This window comes from Psychrobacter sp. M13, assembly GCF_030718935.1.
GTDB classification, from domain to species: Bacteria; Pseudomonadota; Gammaproteobacteria; order Pseudomonadales; family Moraxellaceae; genus Psychrobacter; species Psychrobacter immobilis_G.
The window spans coordinates 1334588-1351776 of record NZ_CP132194.1; the positions used below are offsets into that span (position 1 = coordinate 1334588).

Sequence of the window (17189 nt, forward strand, 5' to 3'; positions counted from 1 at the left end):
TGTAGAGTCTCAAGGTAGATACAATGATCATATTAAATACAATGGCTATATAAGGACAAACCTATAAAATAGTGCTCGTCGTTACTATACAAGTTTAATGGCTTAGCTTATTTAAGAGCACATAAACGCTTATTATTGCGTTTATGTGCCCAAATAATCTGTTAACTGTCTAAAAGTAACTTTAGCGTAATAAAGTCACAATACTATCAAGAACCGTCAGTATAAGTGTTAATTATAAACCAGTTACTACTCATTACGCGGCGATAGTTTAGCCTGCCTTGTAAAAATTTGATAGTATCACAAACAGTATTGATATAAGTTTTTAGGGGTAGCTGTTAATCATGAAAAATATAAACAACCATTGTACTTTGCCTGCACTAAGGCCCCTGTCAACTTGGTTCAAACTGGCAATTAAACCTATAGTAGTGCTTACGATTGGTGCCAGTAGTATCAGCACTTATGCCGCGGTGTTAAGTATCGATAATGAGCGCAGAATTCAAGTTCGCTCAGGAGGCGGTGATACTATCAATGCTTATATTACCTCAACGACTTCAAATACTGTAAACAGTGACAGTATGCAAGGTCTTATCGAGCAAAAACAGCAACAATATGAGTTTGATGCTAGGGTATCAATAGAAGAGAGCAAGCGCGTTTACGTAAGCCCGCCCAGTTATAATACTCGCTATGCGACCGCCTATCCTTCAAGCTACGGCAGCAGCAACAACACTCGCTACGGCTATAATAACACTGCCAGTATGAGTATGGACTTTGGCAGTTGGCTGGGTAGTAATAGCTGGCGAGCTGAACAGGTAAATAATTACAAGCGTTATCTAAGCGCACGGCTAGGAGCGCAAAACGTACCACCGCTGAACCAGCTGCTAACCACCGCCCGTAGCTGGGATAAGTGCGGCTATGAGCCTTACCAATTACCGCCACAAGAGCTTTGGGCAAACATTGTACCGACGCTACGACTCTATAACGATCTAAAATCTCAAGGGGTACTACCAGCCTCAGCTGAGATACGTTCAGTATATCGAAGCCCAAGTCTCAATGCTTGTGCAGGCGGTGCGGATGCGAGCAAGCATATGACTGGAGGAGCGATGGACATTTGGGTGCCTGAGTATCAGGATGACTTATGGCGTATCAGCAAGCTACAAGATAATCTATGTCAGTTTTGGCAATACCAAGGGGTCGGTTACAACTTTGGTTTAGGTCTATACTCGACAGGTGCTATTCATTTAGATACCGAAGGCCATCGCAAGTGGGGTTTTCAGCATTCCAGTAGTAGCTCAGCGTGTCGTTATTGACAATAAGTTCTAAAGCCCGTGCTACTTAAAACGCTCTAGCATAAGAGGTGTCAGTATCTGACAAGTTAATTGACGGGCAAGTCACCTATAGTAGACGAATGTTGGTGAAATTATGATTAAAATGGACTTACAAATAGTAGCCGCTATAGTAAGTGTAATTTATGAATAAAGTAAGTCTAATATTATTAACCAACACCAGTCTCTATCCGCTAAAAAAATACTATTCTCTAAGCTCAAAAATAATGCGTGTAAGTGGTAGTAGTATTATGACTTGCACATTATTATTAACCAGTGGTTGTTTGGCTGAGAATACTAGTGAAGAGCTTGCCGATACGACTACTAAAGAGGCGGCTCTTGAATTACAAAGACAGCAAGATATCGCTGACATTGAAGACAACATTATCAACTCTTATGCACGCCTAGCGGCCAAGCGCCCTGATCTGTGTCCCAAGATACTGCAAAAAGAGACTGACAATGATGTGATAGAACGAGTAAACGAGGTGATGGTGGACAGTTCTTGTGACTACTATCTATATCCAGAGGTCAATCAACGCCTCAAAGTTACCCTTAACACCGATCAAATTGAAGCGCTGCTGATTGTACCGACCTTGCACAATTTCGCTAACGGCGATTATCTAGTGGAGTCCTATGATAAGCATGTGATTCGGCTGAACTATATTGGATCTAAGTATAAGCCTGGGCGCCTCAATTATGATGTAAAGATTGAAGTCAAAGAGTAGTCGCGCTTTAGAAAGTTGTCGTCATATTTTTATTCTAAATCTGCATTCCAAGGACTATCTTGTCCTACGGTCACGATCAAGAACTTGTCAGGGTTAAGGGTGTTGTTTAAGGTTTGATTGACATCGGTAAGGTTAACTTTATCGATACGATTCATATAGTCCGTCAAATAATTATCAGGCAGCTGATAAAAATTCATCATACCTAGTAAATTATTGATACCTGCATTACTCGCAAAGCTCATCGGAAAGCTGTTTTTTAGATTATCAGTAGTTAGTCGCATCTCAGACGCTGTTATCCCTTGGTCTAAAGTATCATCTATCACTTTTATACTGGCGTCTATAGCGGTGCGAGCTTTATCATTACGCGTTGAAAAGCCGATTTGATAAGGGCCGCGCGTCAGCATTGGACTCATTGAGCCTGATATGCCATAAGTCAGTCCAAGGTTTTGTCTTATCTCAGTCATCAACCGCGCATTAAAGTCGCCTCCTGCTAACACCTCATTACCCACCGCAAAGTTGGTCTGCTGTTGCTGGGCTTGCGCGTCAGTGGCGCGTTTATTACCTAATTGACCCATCAGCACCGTAGTTTGGGTACTTGGGAAATCGATATGGATGCGCTGAGCTTGGCTCAAGGCTTTGGGTTCAGGTAGCGTGCCTGCGGCTTGACCAAGCGGAAGGTTGGCTGTAATAGTCTCAGCAATCATACGTGCTTGCTCTAAAGTCATATTCCCCGTCATCGCTAGCGACGCATTCGCCGCTACTAAATAGCGATCTTTAAAAGCGATTAAGTCTTGGCGCTCAATACTTGGCACGCTCTCAAGAGTACCTGATGAGGGGTGAGCATAAGGGTGCTCGCCGTACAAGGCTTTATCAAAGGCAAGGCTGGCAAGACTGCTAGGGTCTTGCTTTTGCTGTTGTAATCCAACTAATAATCTGGCCTTGTTACGCGCTAGGATCTCTTTGTCAAAGGTCGGTGTCGTTAGCATCTGAGTCATCAGATCTACAGCAGGCAAGAGATGCTCGTCATCAGAGAGACTACGCAAGGATACGATAAACATATCTTTATAAGCGCTGCTGTTTAGGTTAATGCCTAAAGTCTCAACCGCGCGAGTAAAGTCATCCTCCGCTAAATTTTGCGTGCCTTGGGTCAGCATAGTGGCGCTCATGCTGGCAATACCAAAGCCATTTGAATCATCCATGCGTACATCACCATCGCGAGCGCTACCTGCGTTAAAGCGCAAGTCAATATCGACGATAGGCAGAGCCGCTGCCTGCACGAATGATACGCGCACGCCAGCTTGAGTCGTGAAGTGCTCAATACTAGGAACAGTAACGCTCAAAGGCTGGACATCATCAAGGCTAGTGAGCGTCGCTAGGGCTGCGATAGGCGCGTCAGCATCCACCATAGCAGCCGCTCTCTCAGATTCAAATGCAGCTTCAGCCGCATGCGCTTGCATATTTAACGCTGCAAAACTCATGAATAGAGCTGCGCTTAAAGCGGATAACGATTTATAATTTGGGCTTGATGTTTTATTAATGGATACTTGATTACTTGATATCTTATTAACAGTAGCGGTTATTTTTAATTTTGACATTATGGTTTCTTCTTATTTACAGACTGGATAGCGATATTTTTAGAGGTATTGATAAATGGCGATTAAATGTATAGCAAGGTTAGGGCTATTTTTATTTACTCGCTGCGTCTTTCGGCGGTATCACTTGCATCACCGTCAAATTGTCATTGACCAAATACTTTTTACTAGCCGCTTGAATATCCGCGACCGATACGCGATCTAACTTAGCAGGTAAGCTGGCAAGCAATCGATCATCGAGACCGATAGACTGCATGGATCCAATCATCCGCGCTTGTCCTGCCATGCTGTCTTGCGCGTACACTAGGCTTGTGACAGTATTTGTTTTGGCACGATTGATCTCATCCGCTGCGATAGGGTCTATTGCTAATTTATTGATCTCATTAGTAATAGCTTGTTGCGCCTGCTCTAAGCTGACGCCTGCGCGGGGTGTCGCTTGAATTAAAAATAAACCATCACCACGATCTAGCAAGTCATAGGAGGTGCCAACAGTGGCAAGCAGACCTTGCTCGCGAATGAGGTGACTCTCAAGTCTTGCTGATAGACCACCATCTAATACGTCCTGTGCCAGTGATAGCGCATAAGCTTGCTTTTCATTAGCACTGCCAATAGTCAGCAAACTTGGTACGTTGTAACCCATCAATAATACTGGCACTTGTACCGCTTGCTCGGACTCTACTTTTTTATAACCGCGAAACCCTTGCTGGGTCACTGCTGGCCGCGCTGGCAGCTCGCTTGGTGTCAGCTGACCAAAATAGCGTTTTACTTGTGCCAATACCTCACTTGGCTCTACATCCCCTACGATAACCAAAGTTGCATTATTGGGCGCATACCAAGTGCTATACCAGTCTTTTAGCTCGGGTAAAGTGATAGATTCCAGCTCATTCATTGGCCCAATGACTGATTCACCTTTAGGGCTATCAGGCATTGCGAGCAATCGAAAGGATTCGTACGCTTTTGCTAAAGGGTTATCATCGGTACGCTGACGGCGCTCCTCCATCACCACCTGATGCTCCTTAGCAAATTCACTTTCATCAAATAACAAATTGGTCATTCGATCCGCTTCTAGCTCTAATGCTAATGGCAAGCGATTAGCTGGGAACAGCTCATAGTAGCCTGTGTAATCGTAGCTAGTAAAAGCATTATTGGTGCCACCAAATTTTGCAATCAAACGCTCATAATCATCGCTAGATACTGCACTGGTGCCCTTGAACATCATGTGCTCTAGCAAATGCGAGATTCCGCCTTTATCGATTGGCTCATCGGTAGAGCCGACGTTATACCATATTTGGGTCATCACCACAGGCGCGCGGTGATCTTCTTTGACAATGATTTTAAGCCCGTTATCCAGCTTATACTCATGACGACCAGATAGGTCTATAGCCAAGGCCGACGACGCCTCATTATTTTGCATAGCAGCTACAGTACTGGGTGTAGAGACATCTGAGGTAAGCGTTTGGCAAGCACTAAGCGCGGTGGTGAGTGCTAAGGCAAAAGCTACCTGTAAGATATGAGATGACGACATAGACTTTTCTACTTATAAATGATGATAAAATATGAGCGTTCAATTTGAGTATTAAAAACTAGAGAGCTTTTGCTATATCAGTAATCAAAATTGCGGTAGGCTCTAACGCTCTTAGCGTACTACAACCCGATACCGAAAAACATGATATCGATAAAACAAGGGTATAAACAATTTTATTCAATGATGAGTCCATCCTATACAATACTTAAAAATTGGATTATAAAGACTTACTCGCACCAACCATAATGCTAGCTGTGGGTTTAAACTCTTGCGTAGTGCTACAGCCAGTCGCAGATACCGTTATAATCGTTAGCAAAACGGCTGCGCTTATAGCGGTGACTTTATGAGTTAGCTTTTTCTTAGAAGTTGATAACATGGCTTTTCCTTATACTATTATGAGCCCGTCAAACATGCAAACATGGCGTAAGCATAGGGGATAACTGGCAAACTTAAGGTCATAATTTTGTGTCCTAATCTTAAGCTCATCTTACTCAATTGACTAGGATGAATGCTGAGCATACCTAGAGTTATGCTAAACTAGGCAAAATACAATTTATACCAAGCGCATTTTATTATAAGTCAAAATCACTGAATAAAAACTCTTGATAACATTTAGGTCAAATTTATGAATAATACTAATAATAGCAGTCGTGTCGTCATTAACCTTGACGGCAGTCTTGATGAATTAGATGACGATGATATCACGCTACCCAGTATGCCTGCGCAGTCTGTCGCTATTGTTGATGAGCCTGACGTTGCAACCGTAGAAGATAGTAAAGATATAGTCGATAGAGACTTATCTAGCGTAACAGCGGTAGGCAATATAGCTCTGGGTGCTCCTTTGATTACGCCTGAGCTTGATAAGACCCAACTTGATAAGAATGAACAGGTTGCGATTAGCCATCACAATGTTGAAGATGAATCAGCGCAAATTGATATACCGAAAATGCCGCTACAGGCACAGTTAGGAGATAATGCCGACTCTGCAACAGAGCAGCAGGATGATGAGCCACAAGGCAGTCAAAAAGGCAGCTGGTTCAATCGGATGAAGTCGGGACTGAGCAAGTCGCGTAAGAATTTGGCTGGCGGTATGGTCAATATCTTAATCGGTGGTAAAGAGATCGATGATGAGCTGTTAGAAGAGGTCGAAGATCAGCTATTGGTCGCTGATATCGGGGTCAATGCGACCAATCGTATTATCAAGAATTTGACCGAACAGACTGATCGTGGTGATTTGATTTATGCGCATTCGCTCTATAAAGCGCTGCAAACTGAGCTGGTTGATATTCTCACACCTAAAGTCGCGCCCCTAATAATCGATACCACCAAAAAGCCCTTTGTGATTTTAGTAGTCGGAGTTAATGGCGTAGGCAAAACTACCACTATCGGCAAGCTGGCTAAGCGATTACAAGGCGAGGGCAAGTCCGTAATGCTAGCCGCTGGTGATACGTTCCGTGCGGCGGCGACCGAGCAGCTACAGATTTGGGGTGAGCGCAATGATATTCCAGTGGTCGCTCAAGGTCATGGCTCAGATAGCGCCTCTGTTATTTTTGACGCTATGCAGTCGGCTAAAGCCAAAAACATCGATGTGTTAATTGCGGATACGGCTGGACGCTTGCAGAACAAAGCCTACTTGATGAATGAGTTGGAAAAAGTCGTACGGGTTATGCGTAAAGCTGATCCAAGTGCGCCGCATGAAGGGATGATTGTTCTTGATGCAGGCACAGGCCAAAACGCGATTAATCAAGTTGAGCTATTTAATAAAGTTGTGCCGTTAACAGGGATTACCATTACCAAACTCGATGGTACCGCAAAAGGTGGTGTCGTCTTTAATATTGCTGAAACTACTGATGTGCCTATTCGTTATATAGGAGTCGGTGAGTCGATAGATGATCTACGCGCCTTTAGTCCTAAGCAGTTCGTCGCCGCCCTGTTTGAGACCGATGATAAAGAGTAGATAGTGAAGATAATAATTGACATAACCTAAGCTTAAGGAGCCATTATGATTGTAACCACGACCAAGCTGCAAACTTATATCCTAGTGGTAATGGCTCATGATATAGGAGGTTGTAAAGATGAACAGGTTCAGCCAAAACTTGCTGAGGTAAGCTGGCTGGCCAAAGACCAGTGGTGGACGGACTCCAAATCATTTACCAAACTCAAAAAGTATTATAATCTAACGGATGCTGATTTTAAGTTCATTGATAAAAATAGCCTAAACATAGATGATCCTGTGCAAGCCTTACTGATAGAGGCGCTAATACAGATTGATGAATATGCTCAAGAAAAGCGAGAGTGCTTTGATTTGCCATTAGATTTATCTTTAGGTACTGAGTTTCAACAAAAAGTATGGCGAGGATTGCAAGATATTAGCTTTGGTGAAACGATAAGCTATGCCACACTTGCCGAGCGTATCGATAACCCTAAAGGCTTTCGGGCAGTGGCTAATGCGAACAGCAAGAACCCGTTTAGCCTTATCATTCCGTGTCATAGAGTGATTGCTAGCGATGGCAAACTTGGCGGCTATACGGGTGGTCTGGATAAAAAGGAATATCTACTTGCTTTGGAAGGAGTTAAGTGTAAGCCTTAATTTATTTCTTTACCTAATAAAAAAGCCAAATGCTTTGATAGCATTTGGCTTTTTTAGTTTAAACTTTTGATTCTCAACACCATTACTCTTGGTTCTCAAGCTCCGCCATCACCGAGTCAGAGAAATTCACATTGCTATAAACTTCTTGCACATCATCGGCATCTTCTAACATATCGATCATTTTCATAATCTTTAAAGCGTCATCGACATTATCGATATCAGCGCTAGTTGAGGGTGACATCGTAACCTCAGCATTATCAGAGACTAGCCCTGCATCGTTTAGCGCATCTTTGACTTGCCCGAGATTTTCCCACTCGGTGATGACTAGTAATGTCTCGCCATCGTTCTCTATGTCAGTAGCGCCCGCATCTAAGGCCACTAGCATAACTTCATCCTCCAAGCTGACATCGTTGAAGCTAATTTCGCCACGCTTAGTGAACATATAAGCGACAGAGCCTGATGTACCAAGATTACCATCACATTTGGTAAAAGCATGACGTACTTCACTGACCGTACGATTGAGGTTGTCGGTCATTGTCTCGACCAATACGGCCACACCGCCAACACCATAACCCTCGTAGCTGACCTCATCCATATTGTCATTGTCACCGCCGCCTGTACCGCGATCAACCGCGCGATTAATCGTATCGCGGGTCATATTGACTGAAAGGGCTTTTTCGATAACGGCACGCAAACGTGGGTTTTTATCGGGATCGGGATCACCTTGCTTGGCAGCTGAGACAATCTCACGAATAATTTTGGTAAATACTTTGCCTTTTACGGCATCTTGACGGGCTTTACGATGTTTAATGTTTGCCCATTTGGAATGACCTGCCATATTATATCCTTCGGTTTACTTAGCGATTAAAACCTAGATTCAATACGAATCTAACAAAGCTACGCTATCTATTAAAATAAAAATTGTTAATAAAATCTAGTGTTTTTATAGAAATTAAGAGTTTTTTTATAAGCTAGTGACTATGCGCCTGCATCATAAGTATAGAGATCTTAAAAGGCTGTCTACTTATATCGCAAGCTTACGCTCAGGGTAGCGATTTGTATATTGTTGACAGCTGTTTTTTGTTACACTGTGGCAAATAAGATGCGACTAATTGAACAGGCGTCTATAAACATGCGAGCTAGTATAAATGACTTTTGCATCGTTTGGCCACTCTGATTTAATCCTAACGGTTACACCCTATATCATTCAGCACTATAAAGACTTTGATGTTATGAGATTACTGACTATCCTATGAAGCAGACTACTACTGAAGCCATCACCCATCTGAGAAATCGCATTCATATCATTGTTGAAGGCACGGATACTCGTTCGGGTAAGTTTTTTGATATTGTGTTACTAATCGCTATTTTGACCAGTGTGGCTGTCGTTATGCTCGATAGCGTGCTGTATATGCGATTGCAATATGGCACACTATTTTATTATGCTGAGTGGTTTTTTACTATTTTATTTACCACTGAATATTTATTGCGGCTATTTTCAGCGCCCAATCGTATTCGTTATACTTTTAGCTTTTTTGGTATCGTTGATCTATTGTCTGTATTACCCAGCTATTTAAGCTTATTGCTACTATACTTAGGCTCAACGTTCGTCGGTATCCAGTATCTATTAGTGATTCGTATCTTGCGTATTTTGCGAGTCTTTCGCGTGCTTAAGCTCAAAGCTTATATGCAGCAGGCAGGATTTTTGGCATCAGCTCTCAAAACCAGTCAGCAAAAGATAACGGTTTTCTTTTTGTCTTTAGTATTGCTTGTGACCATTTTTGGTTCAATTGTCTATGTGGTGGAGGGGCCTGAAAATGGCTTTACTAGCATACCACTATCTATTTATTGGGCGGTGGTGACGGTGACTACGACGGGTTACGGTGATATGTCACCAAAGACGCCTGTCGGGCAGGCGATCGCTTCTATGGTGATGATAACCGGTTATGCCATTATTGCCGTACCAACAGGTATCTTTACTGCTGAGCTGGCACGTAATATGCGTCCACAACTGAATCCTATCGCTTGTCCTAACTGTGGTAAATTTGGTCATGCGGTGAACGCAGAGTTTTGCGATCGCTGTGGTCATGCTTTGCATGTATAGCAAGATAGCTATGCTATAAAACATAGCTACTGGGCTTTATGGGGATTAAGACGGCATGTCTAAATACTCAACCACCAAAGGCGAGAGATCAATCTCAACGCCTAAATTTACCAAATTCCAATACTGTCCTGAGACGGTGCGATCGAGCATCATAGTGGTCGCTGAGGGTTGAAACTGACCGAAATACTTAAGTGCAGTACGCATTTGAGTCATGGCCTCATGGTGAACTTGGCTAGTAGCAAAGTTAAAAGCGCCTTCTTGATAAGGCGGAATAGATAGAGGTTTGAGACCGATATCAAGCCATCTTTGATAAAACTCACCTGGTACATCCTTTTCATCATCACGGCGTACACCCAAAGCAATCAAATCTTGCTCAAGAGCGGTGACGTCACTGGTTATTGCATGTTTGGCAAATCTACGAAATAGTTTAACTTCGCTATCACTATAGCTACGAATACCGCCAAAATCATAAGCGATTAAGCTGCCATCCTCGCGGAAAGCAAAGTTACCAGGATGCGGGTCACAGTGCATACGATATAAGCCAAATAGCTGACCTGCACTAAAATGGAATAGACGTGTGGCGATTTTTTGCTTAATTTCATTGTCCCAAGTAGCAGCAACGGCTAGGGATTCGCCCATCTCTTCAGTCAAAGTAAGCACCCGTTTGGCTGAATGGCTCTCAATGACTTTAGGAATAACAAGGCCTTCATCATTGGCATGAAACGCGCCAAACACCTGTAAATTGTGCGCCTCTTTGGTATAGTCAAGCTCATCATGTAAGCTTTGGCGAATCTCATTAAATAGCTTGTCTTGTAGCTCACGGCTCATATTGAGCACGCCTGCAATCTTAAGCGCCATGCGCACTTGTTTTAGATCGCTATCACAGTTGTCATCGACATCAGGATACTGCACTTTTATCACTACTTTTTGCCCTGAGGGCAGGGTTGCTCTATGCACTTGCCCGATGGAGGCAGCCGCAAAAGGCTGTTCTTCAAATTCAATAAATAGCTCATTAATAGGTGCTTTTAGCTCGCGTTCAACCTGCGCCTTTATCTGCGAGTAAGGCATAGGCGGCGCGTCTTTTTGCAGTTTTTCAAGCGCAGTTGCCACCTCAGGCGGGAATACGTCTTTATATTGTGAAGCAATTTGCCCCACTTTCATAACTGCCCCTTTCATCTCACCTAAAGTCTCAGCGATCTGCACACCCACGTCTTGCATCAGCTCTGAGCGTGCTTGCAGACGTTTTTCTTCGTCACTAGAGAGGTGTTTTAAGGAGTTTTTCGCCGCTTTACCAGCGATGCTTGCCGTCATGCCTGCGAGTTTTATAAAGCGTTTTCCAGACGACTTTGCCATTCATATCACCGTGTATTGGGTTATTAATACTAAAACTTATTTATCAAATCAGCTCAAATCTATTGCGTTGAGTTATTTCCATAACCTTATAAGTGCAGGCTTATGATTGGTATTACAAGGATAAGCTAAGTGTTTTTATGTCAATCATTATTACCTAGCTGTTTTTATAGAAAATTCACGCTATTTTTAACGGTGATTATTTTTTAACAACTTGCATCAAGTTGAGAGTAGCATAGAACTGGTACATAGAAATCATGAACTTTATAGCTCTATTTTATAAAGAGTGGTTAGCCAATACTCTAGTGCCATCTGATAGCCCAATGAGCCAAGACCCGTAATCACACCAACGGCTACATCGCTAAGATAAGAGTGCTGGCGGAAACTCTCACGAGCATGAACGTTGGATAAATGCACTTCGATAAAGGGCTTTTGGGTGGCAAGCAAAGCATCACGTAGCGCCACTGAGGTATGCGTAAAAGCGGCAGGATTAATAATGACAGCGTCAATTTGTGTATCCTCATCAGCGAGTAGACCATAATGCTGAATATCATCAATGAGTTTACCCTCATAATTGGACTGGATACAAATGAGCTCAATACCATGTTCAGCCGCAAGGGTTACTAAAGTGTCCTCAATGTCCGCCAAAGTAGTGAAGCCATATATCTCAGGCTCACGCTTGCCGAGTAAATTTAGATTAACCCCATTAACTAATAGCAGCTTACGATTGAGTGTAGCCGTAGTTTTATCCTTGGTATTGGGTTTGGGTTTGGTATCAGCGCTATTTTCGACTGAATGTGCTGAGGAGGTACTCATAAAAGCCTCTAAAATATGAAAAATAGGGTAGGTAATCAGCCATTTATGACTATTGTTATTATAACGGTACTGCTACAGCGATACTATTATAACGCTGCTAGAGCCCTCTTATAACAGCCCTCTTATAATAACAGCTGAGCTAACAAATAATTAAAAAATTACAGCATTATATAGTGGATCACTCAAAATCATGCTAAAAGTCTTTGTGTTACCAAAAACCCGTGCTATGATATTTTTTATGTCATAAACATTACAAGTTTGTTACAGATGATTCTATGATCTTAGTTTCCACTTAGATGCAATGTTGCAAGGAAATTAGAAACTAAGTCCACTTTTTAGGAAGCATTACTATGTCAGATCGTGAACAAGGTATCGTTAAGTGGTTCAATGATTCAAAAGGCTTTGGCTTTATTCAACGCGATAGTGGTGAAGATATTTTTGTACATTTTCGTGCCATTCAAGGTGACGGTTACCGCTCTTTAAAAGATGGTGAAAAAGTAGAATTTACCGTGGTTGAAGGTGAAAAAGGCTTACAAGCTGAAGAAGTTAGAAAACTTGAAGAGTAAGCGACTCACCACATAAGGATAATTTTTTGAGTAATTTTAGTACATTTGATGATTTACCACTGTCATCAGCGACTCTCAAGGCGGTCAATGACTTAGGTTTTACTGAGCTGACGCCTATTCAAGCAAAAATATTACCTTATACCTTAGCCCATCAAGACGCTATTGGTCAGGCGCAAACAGGCACTGGTAAGACGGCGACTTTTTTGATTACTATTATGGAGGCGCTGCTTAAGCGCCCTTTTGCTAGTGATGAAGAACGCTATCTAGCGGAGCCACGAGCCGTCATTATGGCGCCGACGCGTGAGCTTGCTCAGCAGATATTTGACGATTGTGTCGAGCTGACCAAATACACAGATTTGCATAGCGTTTGCATCATGGGCGGCACTAATTATGAGACTCAGCAGCATGAGCTTGAGCGCAACTATGTCGACGTACTGATCGCAACGCCTGGTCGTCTGATTGATCTGATGAATAAAGGTATGGTCTATTTAGATCGAGTAGAGGTGCTGGTACTAGATGAAGCCGATCGTATGCTAGACATGGGATTTATCCCTGATATCAAGCGTCTGGTTGGTCGGATGCCACCCAATACCGATCGCCAAAGTCTTTTATTCTCCGCAACTTTCAATCAAGATGTGATGAATTTGGCTTATCGTTGGTTACATGAGCCGCAGTTCGTTGAAATTGAGCCTGAGCACAAAACGAGTGAGCTGGTCGATCAGCACTTTTACTTGCTGACAGAAAACCAGAAGCTTGCCGCGCTGCAACGCATTATTAGCGATAGTAATGTCGAAAAAGTCATTGTCTTTGCCAATCGCAAAGATCAGGTCAAGCGTCTTTATCATAAGCTGCGCCAAGGCAATAGAGTGGTGATGTTATCAGGTGATGTTATTCAACAAAAACGTGAGAAGTATCTACAACGTTTCAAAGATGGTCATGCGTCGATATTAGTGGCAACTGATGTCGCAGGGCGTGGTATACATGTCGATGATATCAGTCATGTGGTTAATTATACGCTACCTGATCAGCCTGATGATTACGTACACCGTATAGGTCGTACGGGTCGCGCAGGCCAAACAGGTATTAGTATTAGCTTTGTCAGTGAAGATGATGCCTTTAATATACCAGCACTTGAAAAGCACTTAGATACTAAGTTTAGTCTTGAGCAGTGGCAAGAGTAAGCAGGTATATCAGTATATAACTACTGTGCTTGCGTAAGGTTTAAACCTTAAGTGCTCAAAAAAATAAAGGCCTTAACTTCATTTAGACGTTAAGGCCTTTATTTTTATCGTACAAATCTTATTTAGAGTTTCAAAAGTTTTAAAGATCAGTTACTCATATTGCTATGGTTCATGCCTTCATGAGCATTATGGTCCATATTGTCACGATCCCTATTGTTATGACTCATATCCATCATTTGTGTATCAGTCATTTGCATATGATCGCCCGAACCATGACTAGGCATAGCAGACATATCATGTCCACTATGCATGTTTGCCATTACCATAGGCACTACCACAACGGCTAAACCTGATAACACCATGATAGCGCCATTTATTTGTCGTAGACGCAAACGCCCGATCTTATCACGTAGCCAGTTCACCGTTTCATGGGTGGCAACTAACATTGGTACAGTCCCTAAGCCAAAGACAAACATGAGCGCCGCACCACTTAGTGGATCATGAGCTACGACTGCAATAAGCAAGGCACCATAGACTAAGCCGCAAGGTAAGTATCCCCATAATAAACCAGCCGCTAACGCCCGCGGATAAGTGTTTAGAGGGAAGACTTTTTGACGGATTGGGCTAAGCAACTGCCAAAAGCGCATACCGACTCGTTCAAGCTTCGTCAAAAACGGCGCGCCCAGCATAGTGAAACCGACAAATACTAATACTAAGCCTAATAGAATGCGCGGTGTACTGTTGCCCTTCATTAATGGCTCTAGTACGGTAGTACCAATAAAGCCAGCCGCTAAACCTAATACAGCGTAGCTGGATAGGCGACCAAAGTGGTAAGTAGCAATCAGCGCACGACGCTTGGCAGGGCTAACATCTTTCATAGAAAGGCTAAAAGCCGCGACCAGCCCACCACACATACCTAAGCAATGCGGTGAGCCAAAAAATCCCATCAATAATGCGGCAACCAATAATGCTGTGGTCATAAAAAGCATCTCCTAGCGTCAATGAATACTGGGGCTTACAAGATTAAAGTTTTTTATTAATGACTTTTTCAGTGACGATTTTATTATCTTGCTGTGGCTCATTAATAGGGTCATGATTTTCGATAGTTTCAACTTCGATGTCAGTATTATCTACAGTGCTGGCGGCAGGGGTATGTTCTTGCATGGTTTGCCGACGCTCTTGACGATCATCTAAGATAATACGCTGCGAGGCATTGTCTAAATCCTCAAATTGATTGGATTTGACGGCATAGCGGACCGCCCAGATAGCCACCACGAACAGCATCAGGCTCAAAGGTATTAATAAGAATATACTGAGCATCACGGTCCTCTTTAGGAGCAGTATGGATAGAATTAGAAGCAGTATGAATATAACCAGGCGTAGTATGAATAAAATAAATAGGCTCTATTATACGCCTTTTTTAGCCTAGTCGCTCAATTGGCTAAGCCATTGTCTGAGCCTAAGCTATAAAAGAGTTAGTATTGTTAGTAAAGATGACAAAGGCTATTCAGGCGCTTTATTGACACGACCTCTAGGGGTGAGTAGTTGCTCAGTACTGACTTCATCAGCGCTACGACAGTCAGGTTGTGGACGTAGTACATCACGCAAGTAGGCGGCGACTTCATAGACAGCACGTCTAGAGTGGCTTAAGTTTTGTGCAGGCTGCGTCCAATCGCGAGGAACAGGAAGGGGTGCGTCGATAGGGGTGCTATTAATATTACTCAAGGCAAACTGACGTCTAGCACGCGCCATATGATAACTGTCAGTGACCAGATAAATATGATGTAGGGGAATGCGCTTAGCCGTAAAACGGGCGTTCTCACAAGTATTCATACTGGCATTTTCACTGATTAGACCATCGATACCATGCTCGTTGAGCCACTGTCCAAGCCAAGGCGCTTCAGCACCGCTTAGTACAATAGGTAAAGGCAAGTCATGGTAGGCGGTAGCTAAGGTGCGTACGCGATTAAGACTATACGCATTGAGGATAATCTCGTTATCCGCATCGTTAGTCAAGCCGCCACCAAGCACCACATAGGCTGTAGGCGGCGAGCTCGTAGCAGCACCCGTCATGGCGGGTAGTGGCAAATGCTGCAATAGATAGACCACAGACCTTGAGAATAAAGGCGTAAACAAGCTAATAAGCAGGATAATAATAAGCGTAGAGCCAAGTACAAAGGTAATATTAATAATCCGTAATACCTTTATAGTACGCTCAGCTGAGCGCAAATAATAGCGCCACAATCGCGTCGACCAAGATCGCTTAGTGACCATTTTCGCCCGATCCAATTGAACCATCTATATTGACCCATACAGGCTCACGCGCTAAAGATATCGCAAACTTTTGATAGACGCAATCAGCAATATAAGCTTGCGCTTGCGCGACCTCAGCTTGCGTCGCTTTGTAAGGGCTGTGATTGGTCAGGACTAACGCCTGTTGTTGATGGGTCATAATAGGGGCAATACCGCCACCCTTTAATCCTGCTTGTTCAATCAGCCAGCCTGCGGCGACTTTAACTGTGCCATCAGCTAATGGATAGCCGACGATATTAGGATAGCTGGCTTGTAGTGCGGTGAACTCATCATGACCGATAATAGGGTTTTGAAAAAAACTACCACAGTTCGGCAGAACACTAGGATCAGGAAGCTTAAGCTTACGGATATCAATGATAGCTTGCATCACATCGATTGGCTGAGCTTGGCTGCGTCCTTGTAGCAAAGCATAATCTTGCGCTACGCTTTGCACATCACCATAGCCTGCCGATACTCTTGAGGCATCTTTATGCAAGCGAAAATTCACCCGAGTAATAAGCCAAGTATTCGGCGCGCGCTTAAAGAGACTATCACGATAGCCAAACTGACAGTCTATCCTAGATAAGTTATGCCAACTATGCGTCGGCATATGATAAGCGCGCACCGACAGTAGGCAGTCCTCTAACTGCACCCCATAAGCGCCGATATTTTGTACAGGAGCTGCGCCTGTCAATCCCGGTATCAAAGCTAAGTTTTCCAGCCCATACCAGCCATTATTGACCGTATAAACCACTAAATCATGCCAATTCTCACCCGCCATCACCTCGATATCGATAGACTCTGAAGTCTCATCAATGACCGTAATCCCGCTTATTAAAGGCCTTAGGACAGTAGCCTGTAGCTGATCTGGCAACAATACATTGCTACCACCTGAGAGCACAAATAACGGTGGCTCAGAATTATCCGACAAGCTCTCACCTTTGTAGCAAGCCATAAACTCATCAAGCTGAGCTTCAGAATTCAAAATTACCGCAGTATCAGCAACACAAGCTAACGCCATAGTATTGATATGAGAGAGATCGTATTGAGCATGGCTATTTTGGGCACTAGCGGTGGCGCGCAAGGCGGTAATCATAGGGCGATCCGTTCAATAGATGAATATGGA

The 17189-nt window shown here is 43.3% G+C and carries 17 protein-coding genes; 7 read left to right on the top strand and 10 right to left on the bottom strand.

What is annotated here, in order from left to right; translation table 11 throughout:
- Positions 1-341 precede the first annotated feature (341 nt).
- Positions 342-1307 (top strand): D-Ala-D-Ala carboxypeptidase family metallohydrolase, encoded by a 966-nt coding sequence (locus Q9G97_RS05645; RefSeq protein ID WP_305900070.1) that lies wholly within the window; start codon positions 342-344, stop codon positions 1305-1307.
- Positions 1308-1468: 161 nt separating this feature from the next.
- Positions 1469-2047 (top strand): hypothetical protein, encoded by a 579-nt coding sequence (locus tag Q9G97_RS05650; protein WP_305900071.1) that lies wholly within the window; start codon positions 1469-1471, stop codon positions 2045-2047.
- Positions 2048-2076: 29 nt separating this feature from the next.
- On the opposite strand, the gene Q9G97_RS05655 is transcribed toward Q9G97_RS05650, so the two are convergent.
- From Q9G97_RS05655 to Q9G97_RS05665, 3 genes are all read right to left on the bottom strand, one after another.
- On the bottom strand, positions 2077-3642 hold the full coding sequence (locus Q9G97_RS05655) for a pitrilysin family protein (RefSeq protein WP_305900072.1): 1566 nt from the start codon (positions 3640-3642) through the stop codon (positions 2077-2079).
- Between the two features lie 91 nt (positions 3643-3733).
- The gene (locus Q9G97_RS05660) at positions 3734-5164 is read right to left on the bottom strand and encodes a pitrilysin family protein (RefSeq protein WP_305900073.1); all 1431 of its coding nucleotides are present in this window, start codon (positions 5162-5164) and stop codon (positions 3734-3736) included.
- 217 nt (positions 5165-5381) lie between these two features.
- Positions 5382-5540: a hypothetical protein gene (locus tag Q9G97_RS05665; RefSeq protein ID WP_201573092.1), complete on the bottom strand. Its 159-nt coding sequence runs from the start codon at positions 5538-5540 to the stop codon at positions 5382-5384.
- A 249-nt stretch (positions 5541-5789) separates the two neighbouring features.
- Here Q9G97_RS05665 and ftsY point away from each other — a divergent pair, with 249 nt between their 5' ends.
- Together ftsY and Q9G97_RS05675 are read left to right on the top strand one after the other, a co-directional pair.
- Entirely contained in the window at positions 5790-7121 is a 1332-nt protein-coding gene (ftsY, locus tag Q9G97_RS05670) for a signal recognition particle-docking protein FtsY (RefSeq protein WP_227680382.1), read from the top strand.
- 45 nt (positions 7122-7166) lie between these two features.
- On the top strand, positions 7167-7754 hold the full coding sequence (locus tag Q9G97_RS05675) for a methylated-DNA--[protein]-cysteine S-methyltransferase (RefSeq protein ID WP_305900074.1): 588 nt from the start codon (positions 7167-7169) through the stop codon (positions 7752-7754).
- A gap of 82 nt (positions 7755-7836) precedes the next feature.
- On the opposite strand, the gene Q9G97_RS05680 is transcribed toward Q9G97_RS05675, so the two are convergent.
- Positions 7837-8592 (bottom strand): YebC/PmpR family DNA-binding transcriptional regulator, encoded by a 756-nt coding sequence (locus Q9G97_RS05680; protein WP_305900075.1) that lies wholly within the window; start codon positions 8590-8592, stop codon positions 7837-7839.
- A 414-nt stretch (positions 8593-9006) separates the two neighbouring features.
- Between Q9G97_RS05680 and Q9G97_RS05685 the strand changes: the two genes are divergently transcribed.
- Positions 9007-9858: an ion transporter gene (locus tag Q9G97_RS05685; RefSeq protein ID WP_201573098.1), complete on the top strand. Its 852-nt coding sequence runs from the start codon at positions 9007-9009 to the stop codon at positions 9856-9858.
- Positions 9859-9903: 45 nt separating this feature from the next.
- Here Q9G97_RS05685 and Q9G97_RS05690 read toward each other — a convergent pair whose 3' ends face one another.
- Both Q9G97_RS05690 and aroQ read right to left on the bottom strand, forming a co-directional pair.
- Positions 9904-11211: an AarF/ABC1/UbiB kinase family protein gene (locus tag Q9G97_RS05690; protein ID WP_305900076.1), complete on the bottom strand. Its 1308-nt coding sequence runs from the start codon at positions 11209-11211 to the stop codon at positions 9904-9906.
- Between the two features lie 261 nt (positions 11212-11472).
- Positions 11473-12024 carry a type II 3-dehydroquinate dehydratase gene (gene aroQ / locus Q9G97_RS05695; protein WP_305900077.1) on the bottom strand — a complete coding sequence of 184 codons (552 nt, stop codon included), beginning with the start codon at positions 12022-12024 and terminating at the stop codon, positions 11473-11475.
- A 350-nt stretch (positions 12025-12374) separates the two neighbouring features.
- Between aroQ and Q9G97_RS05700 the strand changes: the two genes are divergently transcribed.
- Both Q9G97_RS05700 and Q9G97_RS05705 read left to right on the top strand, forming a co-directional pair.
- A complete protein-coding gene (locus Q9G97_RS05700) occupies positions 12375-12590 on the top strand; it encodes a cold-shock protein (protein ID WP_305900078.1) in 216 nt (71 codons plus the stop codon).
- A 26-nt stretch (positions 12591-12616) separates the two neighbouring features.
- The gene (locus Q9G97_RS05705) at positions 12617-13771 is read left to right on the top strand and encodes a DEAD/DEAH box helicase (protein ID WP_305900079.1); all 1155 of its coding nucleotides are present in this window, start codon (positions 12617-12619) and stop codon (positions 13769-13771) included.
- 146 nt (positions 13772-13917) lie between these two features.
- Here Q9G97_RS05705 and Q9G97_RS05710 read toward each other — a convergent pair whose 3' ends face one another.
- The 4 genes from Q9G97_RS05710 to murB all read right to left on the bottom strand — a co-directional run bounded on the left by Q9G97_RS05710 (position 13918) and on the right by murB (position 17159).
- Positions 13918-14751 carry a sulfite exporter TauE/SafE family protein gene (locus tag Q9G97_RS05710; protein WP_305900080.1) on the bottom strand — a complete coding sequence of 278 codons (834 nt, stop codon included), beginning with the start codon at positions 14749-14751 and terminating at the stop codon, positions 13918-13920.
- A 43-nt stretch (positions 14752-14794) separates the two neighbouring features.
- Positions 14795-15091, bottom strand: coding sequence for a cbb3-type cytochrome oxidase assembly protein CcoS (gene ccoS / locus Q9G97_RS05715; protein WP_305900081.1), 297 nt, complete (start codon positions 15089-15091; stop codon positions 14795-14797).
- A 183-nt stretch (positions 15092-15274) separates the two neighbouring features.
- The gene (locus Q9G97_RS05720) at positions 15275-16045 is read right to left on the bottom strand and encodes a YdcF family protein (protein ID WP_305900082.1); all 771 of its coding nucleotides are present in this window, start codon (positions 16043-16045) and stop codon (positions 15275-15277) included.
- Positions 16035-17159, bottom strand: coding sequence for a UDP-N-acetylmuramate dehydrogenase (murB, locus tag Q9G97_RS05725; protein WP_305900083.1), 1125 nt, complete (start codon positions 17157-17159; stop codon positions 16035-16037). The genes Q9G97_RS05720 and murB overlap by 11 nt, the downstream gene beginning before the upstream one ends.
- Positions 17160-17189: the final 30 nt, after the last annotated feature.

What these genes read in the sequence shown, in the direction of transcription:
- Q9G97_RS05645 (WP_305900070.1), top strand. Translation starts at nt 342, where the DNA reads ATGAAAAATATAAACAACCATTGTACTTTGCCTGCACTAAGGCCCCTG.
- Q9G97_RS05650 (WP_305900071.1), top strand. Translation starts at nt 1,469, where the DNA reads ATGAATAAAGTAAGTCTAATATTATTAACCAACACCAGTCTCTATCCG.
- Q9G97_RS05655 (WP_305900072.1), bottom strand. Translation starts at nt 3,642, where the DNA reads ATGTCAAAATTAAAAATAACCGCTACTGTTAATAAGATATCAAGTAAT.
- Q9G97_RS05660 (WP_305900073.1), bottom strand. Translation starts at nt 5,164, where the DNA reads ATGTCGTCATCTCATATCTTACAGGTAGCTTTTGCCTTAGCACTCACC.
- Q9G97_RS05665 (WP_201573092.1), bottom strand. Translation starts at nt 5,540, where the DNA reads ATGTTATCAACTTCTAAGAAAAAGCTAACTCATAAAGTCACCGCTATA.
- ftsY (WP_227680382.1), top strand. Translation starts at nt 5,790, where the DNA reads ATGAATAATACTAATAATAGCAGTCGTGTCGTCATTAACCTTGACGGC.
- Q9G97_RS05675 (WP_305900074.1), top strand. Translation starts at nt 7,167, where the DNA reads ATGATTGTAACCACGACCAAGCTGCAAACTTATATCCTAGTGGTAATG.
- Q9G97_RS05680 (WP_305900075.1), bottom strand. Translation starts at nt 8,592, where the DNA reads ATGGCAGGTCATTCCAAATGGGCAAACATTAAACATCGTAAAGCCCGT.
- Q9G97_RS05685 (WP_201573098.1), top strand. Translation starts at nt 9,007, where the DNA reads ATGAAGCAGACTACTACTGAAGCCATCACCCATCTGAGAAATCGCATT.
- Q9G97_RS05690 (WP_305900076.1), bottom strand. Translation starts at nt 11,211, where the DNA reads ATGGCAAAGTCGTCTGGAAAACGCTTTATAAAACTCGCAGGCATGACG.
- aroQ (WP_305900077.1), bottom strand. Translation starts at nt 12,024, where the DNA reads ATGAGTACCTCCTCAGCACATTCAGTCGAAAATAGCGCTGATACCAAA.
- Q9G97_RS05700 (WP_305900078.1), top strand. Translation starts at nt 12,375, where the DNA reads ATGTCAGATCGTGAACAAGGTATCGTTAAGTGGTTCAATGATTCAAAA.
- Q9G97_RS05710 (WP_305900080.1), bottom strand. Translation starts at nt 14,751, where the DNA reads ATGACCACAGCATTATTGGTTGCCGCATTATTGATGGGATTTTTTGGC.
- ccoS (WP_305900081.1), bottom strand. Translation starts at nt 15,091, where the DNA reads ATGCTCAGTATATTCTTATTAATACCTTTGAGCCTGATGCTGTTCGTG.
- Q9G97_RS05720 (WP_305900082.1), bottom strand. Translation starts at nt 16,045, where the DNA reads ATGGTCACTAAGCGATCTTGGTCGACGCGATTGTGGCGCTATTATTTG.
- murB (WP_305900083.1), bottom strand. Translation starts at nt 17,159, where the DNA reads ATGATTACCGCCTTGCGCGCCACCGCTAGTGCCCAAAATAGCCATGCT.